At 71.0% G+C, this 13,590-nt stretch carries 10 protein-coding genes; 2 read left to right on the top strand and 8 right to left on the bottom strand.

The features are described 5' to 3' along the window. Positions 1-188: 188 nt before the first annotated feature. The 5 genes from CAP_RS27010 to CAP_RS27030 all read right to left on the bottom strand — a co-directional run bounded on the left by CAP_RS27010 (position 189) and on the right by CAP_RS27030 (position 8,943). Positions 189-1,538 carry a hypothetical protein gene (locus CAP_RS27010; RefSeq protein WP_156041171.1) on the bottom strand — a complete coding sequence of 450 codons (1,350 nt, stop codon included), beginning with the start codon at positions 1,536-1,538 and terminating at the stop codon, positions 189-191. Continuing rightward, positions 1,535-3,379 (bottom strand): glycosyltransferase family 39 protein, encoded by a 1,845-nt coding sequence (locus CAP_RS52615; protein WP_052376015.1) that lies wholly within the window; start codon positions 3,377-3,379, stop codon positions 1,535-1,537. The genes CAP_RS27010 and CAP_RS52615 overlap by 4 nt, the downstream gene beginning before the upstream one ends. Further along, entirely contained in the window at positions 3,372-5,048 is a 1,677-nt protein-coding gene (locus CAP_RS27020; protein WP_044246229.1) for a helix-turn-helix domain-containing protein, read from the bottom strand. Before CAP_RS27020 ends, CAP_RS52615 begins: the two co-directional genes overlap by 8 nt. A gap of 98 nt (positions 5,049-5,146) precedes the next feature. Further along, positions 5,147-7,630: a hypothetical protein gene (locus CAP_RS27025; RefSeq protein ID WP_052376017.1), complete on the bottom strand. Its 2,484-nt coding sequence runs from the start codon at positions 7,628-7,630 to the stop codon at positions 5,147-5,149. A 107-nt stretch (positions 7,631-7,737) separates the two neighbouring features. Then, entirely contained in the window at positions 7,738-8,943 is a 1,206-nt protein-coding gene (locus CAP_RS27030; RefSeq protein ID WP_044246230.1) for a hypothetical protein, read from the bottom strand. A gap of 267 nt (positions 8,944-9,210) precedes the next feature. Between CAP_RS27030 and CAP_RS27035 the strand changes: the two genes are divergently transcribed. Next, positions 9,211-10,437: a DUF1015 domain-containing protein gene (locus CAP_RS27035; RefSeq protein WP_044246306.1), complete on the top strand. Its 1,227-nt coding sequence runs from the start codon at positions 9,211-9,213 to the stop codon at positions 10,435-10,437. A gap of 85 nt (positions 10,438-10,522) precedes the next feature. Here the strand turns inward: CAP_RS27035 and CAP_RS27040 are convergent, their stop codons facing one another. After that, a complete protein-coding gene (locus CAP_RS27040) occupies positions 10,523-11,185 on the bottom strand; it encodes a DUF4328 domain-containing protein (RefSeq protein WP_156041172.1) in 663 nt (220 codons plus the stop codon). A gap of 34 nt (positions 11,186-11,219) precedes the next feature. On the opposite strand from CAP_RS27040, the gene CAP_RS45610 reads away from it, so the two are divergent. Beyond that, complete coding sequence (locus CAP_RS45610) at positions 11,220-11,789, top strand: hypothetical protein (RefSeq protein WP_156041173.1); 570 nt, start codon at positions 11,220-11,222, stop codon at positions 11,787-11,789. Between the two features lie 3 nt (positions 11,790-11,792). Here the strand turns inward: CAP_RS45610 and tesB are convergent, their stop codons facing one another. Continuing rightward, complete coding sequence (tesB, locus tag CAP_RS27050) at positions 11,793-12,665, bottom strand: acyl-CoA thioesterase II (protein WP_044246235.1); 873 nt, start codon at positions 12,663-12,665, stop codon at positions 11,793-11,795. Positions 12,666-12,718: 53 nt separating this feature from the next. After that, a complete protein-coding gene (locus tag CAP_RS27055) occupies positions 12,719-13,582 on the bottom strand; it encodes an SDR family oxidoreductase (protein ID WP_044246237.1) in 864 nt (287 codons plus the stop codon). Positions 13,583-13,590: the final 8 nt, after the last annotated feature.

The raw sequence follows: 13,590 nt of genomic DNA on the forward strand, positions 1-13,590 counted from the left end.
AGACGCTTGGTCAAGCTGCCGGCATGAGCACACTCAAGCATGTAGACGCTGCAACAGTGCCAGGATGGCAGCCGTAATTACCGGCATCGGCGAGGACTCGCAGGAGTTTGAACGATAGTCCCTGCATCTCTCAGGCGGGGAGTAGACCGAGACACAGCACCGTCTGTGTGACGGTCGCGATGCAAGAGCTAAAATTCGGACTGGGCGATGAGCTGCAACAAGCGCTCGTCGGGGGAGAGGCCCAGGTAGACCAGCGCCTCGGGCACGCTCGTGAAGATGCCGGCCGTGATGCCGTCATTGCGCGCGTGGCGCTGCACCTGCAGCACGCCGACCGCGCTCTGCATCAGCAAGGCGTTGCGGGCGAAGCTGCGCATCAAGTTCTGCCGGAGGGGGCCGAAGGCCCGCTCGAACTCGGGATCGTTCCGCGGAGGGGCGCGGCGGGAGTCGATGAGCAGCGCCCCCTTGTGCCGCGGGATGCCGTGCAGCGCGTGCCCGACGCGATCGAGCGTGGTGCGCAGCTCGTCGAGGGTCGCGTAGTCGGTCGAGGTGCGGGTCATGATCACCAGCCGGTACGCCTCCACGTAGCGGACGATGAGGTGAGCGCCGCGCTCCAGATCGATGACCGGCTGCTCCGAGGCCCTCGGGGGCGGCACGGTGAGCGGAACGCCAGGCGGTGGGGGAATGACGGTGCGCCCGGGGGGAGGGGCGACGGTGCCGAAAGCGCGCTCCGGCGGCGGCGGCGCGACGGTACCGAAAGAGCGCTCCGGCGGCGGCGGCGCGACGGTACCGAAAGAGCGCTCCGGCGGCGGCGCAATGGTGCGCCCGGTGGGCGACGCGGTGTGACCGGAGGCGCGGTCCAGCCCGCGGTCGAGCCCACGGTCTAGCGCACGCTCCGCCGCACGCTCCGCCGCACGCTCCGGCGGTGGCGCGACGGTGCGCCCTGAGGTCGAGGTGCTGCTCGGGCGATCCGAGGGCAGCCAGCGGCGCCCGGGGCCTGCAGCGCGTCCCGTGTCGGCCGGCGAGGTGGTACCGCCCAGCGAGCGCATGACGTCGGAAGGCGGGGGCATGGTGCCGCCGAGCGCGCGGCCTGCTTCGGGAGGCGCGGCGGGGCCGGCCGGGGAGCGCATCACGTCCGAGGGCGGCGGCATGGTGCCGAGGGCGCGCGTCACCTCGGGCGGAGGCGGCGTGGTCGCGCCGAGGCCGCGGATGGTCTCGGGCAGCGGCGTGGTCCCACCGAGGGCGCGCCCCATCTCGGACGGAGGCGGCGTGGTCCCGCCCGGGGCGCGGACGGTATCGGGCAGCGGCGTGATGCCCCCGAGGGCGCGCGCCCCCTCGGGCAGCGGCGACGGCCCACCGGGGGCGCGGACGGTGTCGGGCAACGGCGTGATGCCCCCGAGGGCGCGGGTCGACTCGGGAGGCGGCGCGATGCCGCCGGGGTGGCGGGTCGACTCAGGAGGCGGCGCCGCGCCCCCGAAGGGCTGGGAAGGCGGTGGTCGGTGCGCCGCGCGGGGGCCTCTCCTGGGCGGAGAGGCGCTCATGCTCCCGCCTCGGATCGCCGTGATGTACGCCGTGATGCACGCCGTGATGCACGCCGTGACGCGCGCCGCGAGGCGTACGCGGGCGCCCCCGCGGAGGTGGAGGCACCAGGCCGGAGCGCGCAGGAAGCGAGGATGCAGAGCGCCGGGGTCACCACCAGATGATACCGATCCTCGCCGAAGAACACTGCGTGTGTGATCGCCACCGAGGCGATCGCGAGCACGAGGTAGCCAGATACGCCACCATTGTCCGGACGACCGGGCAGGTGGATCGCCGCCAGAAGGGGGATGGCCACGGCCAGCGGCCAGAACGGATGGGCATCCGAGAGGGCGCCGTGAAGGCCAAGTCCGAGGATCAGGAGGATCGCGGAGACCTGGGCCGCAAAGGCGACCAGGCCACGTCGCGATCGACCCGGCCAGCGCGGCCTGGCCACCACACCGAGCGCCGCCGCGACGAGCAGCGCCCGGTGCGCGGTGGACAGGATGCCTCGCCAGCGCGCCTTCCGCTCCTCGGGCCACGCGGCAGGGTTCGCCTCGCCGAGGTAGCCCACCGGGAAGGACTCGTGATCGAAGGTGTACCCGAGCTTGATGGGCATCAGACCCATCCAGCGGACGGGATCCTCCCCGATCCAGCGCAGGCCCATGTGCATCCAGCACCGATCCTGATCGACCTGGCCGCGGACCACGGGGCACCCGTCGGTGGCGCGCAGGGTCTCGAAGCGTCCTGTGGCGCGCGGGAAGGCGCCGATGGCCAGGTTCCAGCCGCCGTTGGTGGAGACGAGGGCGCAGCCATCCATGACCCGGCAGTTGCGCACGGTCCACGGCGCGACCACGAGCAGGGCCACGGCGATGGTCAGACCCACGGCGAGCACGGCGCGGCCCGCAGGGGAGCGCGCGGCGCGGCTCCAGAGGGAGGGGCGAGGGGAGGCAGAGGCGGCGGAGTCGGCAGGCGTGGCGAGGTCGGCAGGGGCGGCGAGGTCGGCAGGAGCGGTGACGGCACCTTTCGCGCCCGGGCGGCGAGCGAGGGCGATGAGCACCAGTCCGGGCGCGCAGAGCAGGGTCTGCGGTCGGACGAGGGTGGTCAGGCCGAGGGTGATGCCCGCGAGCAACGCGCCGCGCACAGGACCGGGGCGCAGGAGGGCGCGCACGCTTGACGTGAGTGACGTGCGTGATGTCCACGGAGCGCGCGTGGCGTTCGCGGGCGCGGCGTCTGTGTTCGCGGGCGCGGCGGGCATGGTGGCGCCGGGAGAGGCGTGGACGTCGCGCGCGAAGAGCCAGCCGGTGAGCAGCAGCCCCATGGCGGCGAGCGGCTCGGTCATGAGCACCGCTGCGTAGAGCACGAGGCCCGGCGAGAGCGCCGCGAGGAGGGCCGCGATGCGGGCGCGCAGCGGCGTCGTCGCGAGCCGCGCCAGGCGGTGGACGGCGGCCACGAGGAGCGCGCCGACGATGGCGCCAGTCACCGGGCCGACGTGGGGACCATCGCCGAAGATGCGGTACACGAGTCCGAGGAAGCCGCTGTACCCGACGGGGTAGTGGCACCACGGGTGCCAGACGGCGCGGCCGCCCACGAGGATGTCGTCCGAGTAGCCGAAGCCCTCGGCGATGCGGCGCGCCCCGAAGTCGTAGTAGTGCCCGTCCCAGACCGGCTCCCGCGCCCAGGCGACGGCCACGTAGAGCCGCGGCAAGAGCGCGAGCACGAACGCCACGGCCGAGAACCCGAGGTCGCGATGGACCGCGGCGTCCGCGGAGGTCGTCTCGCGCGCATCAGGCGCATCAGGCGCATCAGGCGCATCAGGCGCATCAGGCGTGGCGTGCGGGGCACGCTCGGTGCTCGCGTCAGCCATGCTTCGCGCGCGTACCGGCCGCGACGTCGCGGAGCCGTCGCATGTACGTCTTGGAGACCTGGGTGGAATCGAGCTTCAGGTACTTGGCGAACTCGCGCACGAAGCCCTGCACGTACACCGCGGCGGGCAGGTCGCCGATGGCCTCGTTCTCGATGGCGCTCAGGTGGGTGATGGAGATCTTGGTGCGCTGCGCGACGTCGCTCAGCTCCACGCCCTGTGACTCCCGCACCTTGCGGAGCAGGGCGCCGTTGAACTGGGTCTCGGCGTTGATCTCCCGCGCCAGCTCGGCCTGCAGCATGGCCAGCTCGGCGGCGGCGGCGGCGCTCTCCCCGCGGCTCTGGCCGGCGCGGCGGGGATCGTCGGGGTAGGTGGAGAGATCGTAAGCCCGGCGGCGCACCGGATCGAGCAGCGTGTCGTGCGCCTCCTCGATGCGGGCTTGCTCCTTGGTGAGCATCTCCTTGCGCAGGACGGTGGCGACCGGAAGGCTGCCCTCGCGGAAGATGTCGCGCTGACGCTTGTAAGCGCGCCGGATCTCGTCGTCTGCGGCGGTGCGCGCGACCCCGAGCGCGTCGTACAGGGTCGGCGGCATGGGCGGCCTGACGTTGGCGAGCGCGCGCTCCTGGGCCTCCGCCGGCCGGCTGTCGCGCGCGGCGAGCAGCGCGAGGATACGCCGGGCCACGCGCTCCACGTTGCGGGCCGCGCGCGAGGTGGGGCTCTCGACGAGCAGCGGCTGGCGGTGGCGGATGGTCAGCCACACCGCGTCGTCGTGCTCGATGTGCCCGAGGTACTCCATGGAGATGCCGAGGAAGCGCTCGGAGACGGCGCTCATGGAGAGCCCGAGCTCGATGTCGGCGCGGACGCGGGTCTGGCTGACCACGAGGCGCGGGGTGATCCGGGGGAGCTGCGCGGTGGCCAGGGCGGCCACGTTCTCGTCGAAGCGCTTCACCTCGGTGATGAAGTCCTTCGGCGTGGACAGGGGCGGCAGCGACGACGCGACCTTCTCCACGAGGCGCAGCTTGAACCGCTCCTTCATGAGGGCCCGGCGCAAGGTGCGCTGGTAGAGCGCCCGGTAGAAGCGGTAGGTGTGCTCCACCGCGAGCGGCTCGGGCATGGTGACCGCGATGCCCACGTCCGCCCAGAGGTAGAGGTCGATGGTGGAGGAGCTCATCGACGGGCCCAGGTTGATGAGCACGTAGTCCACGTTCAGCTCCTGGATGAGCTTCATCCAGTACGCAGCGCGGCTCGGCCTCACCGGCGTGGCGCTGAGCGCATCGAAGGCCGTGGGGACGAGGCGCAGCCCCGGGACGGTGGTGGCCACGGGCTCGGCGCGCCCCTCCTCGACATCGGTGCGGCTCACCAGCGGCGGCGCTTCCAGCCCGAGCGCGCCGTGCAGCCCGGTGCTGAACGGATCGGTGTCGATGACCACGACCTCCCGTCCGAGCTGGGCAAAGTAGACGGCGAGGTTGACGGTGAGCGTGGTCTTGCCGACGCCTCCGCGGCCCCCGCCGACCGCGATGACCCGGCGGGTCCGCGGGGCGCTGAACGCCGGCAGGTCCCCGGGGACCTCGTAATTCCCCGGGTAAGTCAGCTCATCGTCCTCGTCTTCCCCCGGCGGCGGCGGGAGCGTCGGGGGTACGGGCGGGCGGAGAGGATCGAACGGCGTCGACAAGGCGCCGCCACCGTGCTGGCTCGGGGAGCGCGGGTCAAGCCGCAGATCCCTCGCGGGTGGGGCGCCGGGTGCGTCGGGACGTCAGGCGGGCAGGGCTGTCACGGCGCCATGCAGGGGGCGTTGCCGCAGGGGTTGATGACGACGCCGTTGGTCTTGAGGAACTCGGAGATCTGCTGGCGCGCCCCGGGCTGCACGCGGGGGCGGCTGTGCGGGTCGACGCCGTCGCGGGGAGGCTGGTTGATGGAGGGAGGAGGGGGCGTGCCGGTGTTGGTCGCGTCGTCGAAGGGGCCCGTGTCCCAGATGAAGATGGCCGAGCCGGCGTAGGGGTAGTCGTCGATGGAGGGGATGCCGAAGTAGGGCGTCACGTCCTCGGAGCGGCCAGCGGTGATCGCAGGGTCGTGGATGAAGGCGCCGATGGTGCGGGCCTCGACGTCGGCGGACCAGTGGGTCACCTGGTGATCGCCGAAGGCCACGTGGAGGAGCACCTCGTGCGGCGGCGTGTTGGGCAGCGGGTCGCCCGTCATGTGCTGGGCGTAGGCGTTGGACTCGCCGCGGTCCCAGAGCATCTGGATCGCCGAGAAGATGAAGCGGCGATCGATCTCGTTCCCGTAGGCGGTGTCCATGAGCGGCCGGAGGTCGTCGAACCCCGTCGCGCGGTCGAGCAGCAGGCTGTAGTTCATGCCCGGCACGCCGAGCACGCCGCGCTTGATGTCCTGGGAGATGGCCACGAGGGCGCCGCCCAGGATGCCGCCCTGGCTGATGCCGTAATAAAATACCTCGCTCGTATCGATGAGGGGCTGGGCAGGGCTGCCGCCCTGGAAGGCGCTGTGCGAGACGAAGCCGTCCGCGTGGACCAGGAGCCGCGCGAGGAAGAGGTTGTTGAGCAGGCCCTGCTGGAGGCGATCTGCGAGGGTGTTGATGCGGGTGAAGTCGGTGACGAGGTTGACGATGTTGAGGTCGTCGCTCTCGGCCATGCCGATGAAGTCCGTGGCGCAGAAGACGTAGTTGTACTGGTTCGACAGCTCGCCGGTGGCGGCGCCGCCGTTGACCTGGCTCGCGGCGCCCTGCTGGCCATGGCCGTAGATGGCCGCGCGGCCAGGGACGACGGGGCCATCCGGCACGTTGCCGTCGGCGAGGGCGGCGCGGGGGATGTTGCAGATGAAGTTCGCTTCGAGGGTGCCGGTGCCTCCGAGCTGGTCGGGGAGGCCGTCGTCCGGCTGGGCATAGTTGAACGAGGCGCCGGAGACGCCGCCGTCCTGGTTCAGGTAGTTGGGGACGGTGAAGGTGCCCTGGATGCGGCGCGAGCGGTTCGCGTCGGGGTTCTGGGTGACGCTGGTCACGGTGAAGGCCGGCGCGGCCTGGCCGAGCGTGGCGAAGGCATCGTCGCGGATGTGCAGCATCCGCTCGGAGAGGTTGCGCTCGCTGGCGACCGTGAAGTCCCAGGTGAGGTAGAGGTTCTCGCGATCGACACCGAGCGCGTCGAGCCGCGCGAAGAGCTCCTCCATGTGGGGGCGGCGGTCCTCGATGGCCGGGATGTCGGAGGGGACGGCGTCGCGGTAGACGCGGAACGCTGGCGAGGGTTCGAGGGGGAGGCCGTCGGCGCCGCGCAGGTCGCGCAGGGCGACGATGTAGCGGTGCCCCTCGCGGAAGTTCGTGCCGGCGTGGATGATGAACGCGCGCGTGGCGTCGGTGGTGGCGTAGGAGTCGAGCTCGGCCCAGACGAGGTGGCGCTCGCCGGTGTCCGCGTCGAGGACCACCACGGGGGAGCTGACCTGGAGCGAGCGCTCCATGTGGGTGATGCCGCCGACGCCGCTCTGCGCGAGGTCGAGGCCCGGCACCAGGGTGAGGATCATCTGGCCGGGCGAGAAGCCGTCGTTGCGGTTCCACTCCGCGGGGTTCAGGGGGAGGTCCCCCTCGGTGACGTAGGTGCCCGGCGGCAGGCCGAGGAGCCCCGAGAGATCGACCGGCGCGTTGACGGGCATGGAGGCGACGTCGAGCGCGACGCGGCGGCCGGTGTCGGTGTCCGCCGAGGGGACGGTGAAGTGATCGTTGGGGAAGGGGAAGAGGCAGTAGCCGGGGTCGAGGATGTCGCAGCGGTCGGCGCTGGTGACGTCGATGGTGCTCGGGTCGATGTCGCAGCGCACCCGGACGTTCGACACGTCGACGGGGCCCATGGTGCCCACGCCCTGCTCGACCCAGCAGCGCTGCGCCCCACCCTCGGGCTGCGTGAGGATGGTGACCGCATAGGGAGAGCCTTGCGGGAGGGCCGTCGGGAAGGTGAAGTCGCCGCTCGCGTCGATGGTGAGGTCGTCGCCGCCGTTGTTCTGGAGCACGAGCCCCATGCCCTGCAGGCCGACGACCTCGCCGCCGACAGAGTGGTCCTCGTCCGGCGGATCGGTCTCGGTGGTCGTGCCGGTCTCCGTGTCGGTGCTGGAGTCGGTCGAGGAAGTGGTGGTCTCCTGCGGAGGAGGATCCTCGTCCGAGCCATCACACCCCGTGGTGAGGGCGGTGAGCGCGGTGAGTGCGGTCAGTGCGAGCGAGAGCGAGCAGGTTGCGGTCAGCGTGGGTCGGCGCAAGATCACCGTGGCCTCCAGGTGAAGAGGCCGCGGAGCGTACCACGCGCGGTGCTGTCAGGGCGGGGCGGCGGGGGACCGCGTCCCCCGCCACGTGTCTCAGCGCGCGATCGGCATCAGAGCGGGGGGATGCAGAACAGGGTCGACCGGTCGATGCCCGCCTTGTAGGCCACGTAGCCCGCGGTCCTGCCGGCGGGGCACTGCGAAGGTGCGGACGAGAAGGGCACGCACATCGACTCCAGCGCGCCGTCGCCGTCGTCGTCGTAGCAGAGCCCGCGCTGACCTGCGCCGCCGCAGTAGAGCGCCTCGGGGTCGGTGGCGCAGACCTCGCCGACGAGGGCGTCATCGGTCCCGCTGTTCTGCAGGATCGAGACGTCCATGCAGATGCTGTAGCCACCGCCGCAGAGCGTGTCCGAAGGGCAGCCGGGGGTCGCCGAGAGGACGTCGCAGACCTGCTGACACGTAGGGTCCTCGCCGGTGTCGCCGATGCAGCGCAAGCCGAGCTGGCAGTCCGAGTCCCACGAGGTCGTGCTCGCGCGGGTACAGGGCTCACCGAGGGCCACGTCGCCTCCGGTGACGCACTGCCCATCGGTCCCGACGGCGTTGAGGGGCATGCAGTACTGGTCTGCCGGACAGGAGCCCGCCACGAAGGGCTTGCAGCCGTTCGGCAGGCGCACGTCGAAGGTGGCCTCCTGGATCCGGTAGCAGGTGCCGCCGGGGACGAAGGCATAGGTGCCCTCAGCCGTCTCCTCGACCTCGCGGAGTTCGAGGTTGCGCGCGACGCCCGCCGTCTGGTGTGGTGTCACCATGTCGGTGATCTCCAGCTCGCCCGAGCTGACCGTGTAGGTCTTGAGGTACGCATTGCTGGGATCGCGATCCTCCTGGAGCACGGCGCAGGCGGTGCAGTTCGGCACGAACGTGGCCGCGTAGTCGGGGAGCGCCTGGTTGGGATCGCCGTCCATCGCGTGGACACCGACGCCGAGATCCCCGTCGAAGAGGATGCGGAGGCGGTCGGCGCTCGCCGGGTCACCCGAGAGGTTCGCGAGCGAGCCGGGGGTCCTGATCACGGGGACGGAGTCGGAGGCATCGAACTGGTCCTCGTGCATGCTGACCAGCTCGATGCCATCCAGCGAGATCGTCTGGCAGTCGCCCCCGCCAGTGCCGCCAGTGCCGCCGGTGCCGGTCGTGGTGGTGGTGGTCGTGGGTCCAGTGTCGTCGGAGCCATCGTCGGAACAGCCTGCCGCGAGCCCCGTCAGGGCGAGGGTCAGGGCTGCAGCCGTCAGGAAGAAGAAGGGCGAGCGAGAAGCTCTGGTTTGGTTCATCCGAAGCAGCTAGCAGACAGGAGCGAGCGCAGTGAAGGCGGCACGTGTCGCGACGCATACCGAAATCGGGGCGTGTCACGTGAGCTGATAGAACGCCGAAGCGAAGCTGACCGGAGCATGAACAGCGATGACGGGATGATGAAAAGCGGCTGACGCCCCGGTGAAGCCGGCATGGTTGGCGCGCGGGGATCAGGCGCGTTGCCGACCTCTGGCCAGCCCCATCGGCTGGTGCTCGACGCTCGGGTCGTTTGCGGCTACGCGGGTCTCGTGGCCACCGTCCGACCTTTCAGCGCCTTTCGCCCACCGCACGTGCTGGCTCCCGTCGTCGCCAGCCCTCCCTACGACGTGATCAACACCGCCGAGGCGCGCGCCCTCGCCGAGGGGAACGCGCACAGCTTCCTGCACGTCTCGCGGCCGGAGATCGACCTCCCCGAAGGGGTGGATGAGCACGCCGACGAGGTGTACGCGCGCGGCGCGGAGAACCTCACCGACCTCATCGCGCACGGCAGCCTGGTGCAGGATCCGGAGCCGCACCTCTACCTGTACGCGCAGAAGATGGGCGCGCACCGGCAGATCGGCGTCGTCGGGTGCGCGTCGGTGGCCGAGTACGAGCGCGACGTCATCAAGAAGCACGAGAAGACCCGGGCCGACAAGGAAGACGACCGCACCCGCCACATCGAGACGCTCGCGGCCCACGACGAGCCGGTGTTCCTGACCTACCGCGCCGACGCGGAGATCGATCGCCTCATCGCGGAGGCGTCCACGGGCATGCCCCCGATCTACGACTTCACCACCGCCGACGGCGTGGAGCACCGCCTCTGGGTGCTCGGCCGCGAGGCGACGGCGGCGCTGGAAGAGCGCTTCATGGCGGTCCCCGCCCTGTACGTCGCGGATGGGCATCACCGGAGCGCCGCGGCAGCCCGCGTGCACCGCAAGCTGCGCGGCGACGGTCGCGAGCACGACGTGTTCCTGGCCGTCGTGTTCCCCCACGACCAGATGCAGATCCTTCCCTACAACCGGGTGGTCCGGGACCGCGAGGGGCGCGGCACAGAGGCGCTGCTCGCGGCGCTGAAGGAGCGCCTCGACGTCTCGCCCGCGGAGAGCGGCGAGGCGGCGTCACCGCGCGGGCCCAAGGCGTTCGGGATCTACCTCGGCGGACAGTGGTACACGGCGCGCGTCCGGCAGGGCAGCTACGACACCGCAGATCCCGTGGCTTCGCTCGACTGTTCCATCTGCCAGGATCAGCTCCTCGGCCCCATCTTCGGCGTCGAGGACCCGCGGCGGGACAAGCACGTGGACTTCGTGGGCGGCATCCGCGGCATCAAGGAGCTGGAACGGCGCGTGGACAGCGGCGAGATGACCCTGGCCGTGCACCTGTACCCCACGCAGATCGCGGAGCTGTTCGCGGTGAGTGATGCCGGCCTGCTCATGCCCCCGAAGAGCACCTGGTTCGAGCCCAAGCTCCGGAGCGGGCTGTTCGTCCACGCATTTTGAGTCTCCCTGAGGGGACGCGCGTCCCCTCGGCCCGCCTTGCCATCCGGCTCATCCCAGCCCGCAGCGTGCAGGCGGTGCGCCCTGCTCAGCCGAAGACGTCGGCCACCGTGCCGCTGCTGGCGCGCGCGATCTGGTGGTCGGTCTGGCGCTTCACCACCAGGATCGCGAGGACGGCGGCCGCGACGCTGATCACGCCAGAGGCGATGTGGAGCCAGGTCATCGCGATGAGCCGATGGATGTCCTCGCCGGCCATCTCGGTGTAGACGGCAGCGACGCGGCTGGCGACGAGGCGCAGGACCCACGCTCCCCACCAGCAGCCGAGGAGGGGGGCGCGGTCTCTCTCGCTCGGCGGAGCGTTGTGGGACCAGGCGTGCCGCATGAGCTGGTAAGGCATTACCAGGTTGATGAAGGGGACGAAGAATGAGCCCACCGCCCAGCCAGGGGAGTGCAGGACCGGCTCGTCCGTGATGGGCCTGAGGTTCGAGTACAATCGGTGGAACCAGGTGAGGAACGCGATGGCCGCGGGCAGCAGGGCGACGTTGTAGATGAGGGTGAGCGCCTCGATGCGGGCGTCGTTGGACTCGCCCACCGCCTGGTCGATGCTCTGCCCGGCCGCGATCTGTTCGAGCAGGCCGACCTGCATGAGGTACGAGACGATGTTCGCGACATCGAGCGCGAGTACCAAGGAGAGGAGCGCGATGGAGATCTGGGCTAGACGACGGGGTGACTGGAATCCGCGCGGGGCCACGGAGCGAGGCTACCAGAGCAGGGGGCTCCTCAGCGTGCTCCTCTCCGGTCTGCTGGTCGCGTGCGGCACCGACGATCCTTACTGCGATGGGCCCGAGTGTCTCTGCGTCGACGAGCCCACGTGCGCGATCGACTGCGGCGACACCCCCGACTGCACCATCGACTGCGAGAGCACGGACGCGTGCGACACGCTCTGCGCCGATGGCTGCTCGGTGGACTGCAGGGGCACGCCCTCCTGCGCCTCGGAGTGCGGGCGCGACTGCGACGTCACCTGCAGCAGCGTCGATGCCTGCGGCACCGCCTGCGGGGATGGCTGCCGGTACGCCTGCGACAACGCCAGCCGGTGCGAGGTGAAGGCGGGGGCGGCGAGCGACGTCTCCTGCGCCTCCGTGGGGTCGTGCGAGGCCGTGGTGGGTCCTGGGAGCGCGGTGACCTGCGAGAACACCGGCTCCTGCGAGGTCACCTGCCGCGGGGACTGCGAGGTGTCCTGCGGCGGGTGCCTGGTGCGTTGCGAGGCCCTGGAGGAGGGGTGCGAGGTCACCTGCACGCAAGGCGCAGGGATGCTCTGCCCGGATGGGTCCACCGCCTGCAACACCTCGTGCTGACGCTCAGGGCTGCGGCGCGCGCTGGCGGATGAGGCCTTCCTGCACGGTCGAGGCGATGAGCCTCCCGTCCTGCGTGAAGACCCGCCCGCGCGCGAGGCCGCGGGCGCCGTGCGCGGTGGGGCTCTCGAAGACGTGGAGCAACCACTCGTCGACGCGGAAGGGGCGGTGGAACCACATGGCGTGATCGAGGCTCGCGACCTGCATCCCCGGAGAGAGCCAGGTGACGCCGTGCGGGCGGAGGGCGGTGGTGATGAAGGCGTAGTCCGAGGCGTAGAGCAGCAGGTACCGGTGCAGCCCCGGATCGTCGGGCAGGCGCGCGGCAGCCCGGAGCCAGGCGCTGCGCGTCGGGGGGCGCGGCTCGGGCATGAAGAGGTCGGTGTCGGGATCGATGGGCCGCACCTCGAAGGGGCGCTCGGCGAGGGCGCGCTCGCGCACCTGGCGAGGCAGACGGCCAGCGACGCTGGTGACGATCTCCCGCTCCGTGGGGAACGTCTCGGGAGGCGAGACCTTGGGCATGGGGTCCTGGTGCTCGAAGCCCTCCTCCACGAGCTGGAACGAGGCGGCCATGTTGAAGATGGGCTTCCCGTGCTGGATGGCCACCACGCGGCGGGTCGTGAACGAGGTGCCGTCCCGGATGCGATCGACGTCGTAGATGATGGGACGCTTCAGGTCACCGGGCCGCAGGAAGTAGGCCTGGATGGAGTGGACGTGGCGCTCGGGAGGGACGGTCTGCACGGCCGCGGAGAGGGCCTGGCCGAGGACCTGGCCCCCGAAGACCCTGCCCGAGCCGATGTCGTGGCTGTGGCCGCGGAAGAGGTTCTCTTCGAGCCGCTCGAGGGCGAGCTGCTGCACGAGCTCCTGGAGGACTGTCGACATGGAGACGCATCCTAGTCCTGCGTCTCCCGGATCAGGGGCCTATCGGCCCTGCGCTAGAACTGCTCGCGGTGTCGGGTGAGGAACGCGTCGAACGTCTCGGCGGGACGGCCCAGGATCTCCTGCACGGTCGGGGTCACGGCGGACGCCTCGCTCCTCGCGGTCGCGAGATCCAGGCCCACGATGGCGTCGGCGGCCCAGGGGGGGAGCCCGGCGCCCGTGAGGGCACCGTGGTAGGCCTCGGGGGCGAGGTCGATGTAGCTGATGGTGCGGCCGGTAACCTGCGACAGCTTCTCGGCCGCCTCGGTGTTCGTGAGCGCCTCGGGGCCGGTGAGCATGTACACCTGCCCGCGGTGCGGGTCGGGGTTGCTCAGGATCTCGGCGGCGACGGCGCCGACGTCGGCGGAGCTGACGACGGCCAGGCGACCCCCCTTCGAGGCCCCGTAGAACGCGTTCTGCGACTTGATGGTGGGGAGCCTGCTGGTCAGCGTGTTGTCCTGGAAGACCTGGGGCTGGACGATGGCCCAGGGAATGCCGCTGTCCTTGATGGCGCTGTCGCACTGGCCGTGATCGAGCATGAGGGCGCGTGTGGCGTGAGGGTCGGCCCCGAAGGCGGAGAGGCGCAGGATGAACTTCACGTGCGCCGCCTTGGCCGCCGCGACGGCGCGCTGCACGAGGGGCAGGGCGCTCTCCACGAAGGGGGTCATCAGGAACACCCGGTCGACGCCGGCGAATGCGGCCTCCAGCGTCTCCGGCCGATCGTAGTCGTAGGCGACCACCTCGGCGCCGTCCGCGCGGAAGGCATCTCCCTTGCTGGGATCACGCAGCCCGATCCGCAGGGTGACGTCCTTGCCCTTCAGGCTCTTCACGACCTGCGTCCCGATCGTGCCCGTCGCGCCCGTCACCAGCACCGTGGTCATCGTTCGAT

Source organism: Chondromyces apiculatus DSM 436 (assembly GCF_000601485.1).
GTDB lineage: Bacteria > Myxococcota_A > Polyangia > Polyangiales > Polyangiaceae > Chondromyces > Chondromyces apiculatus.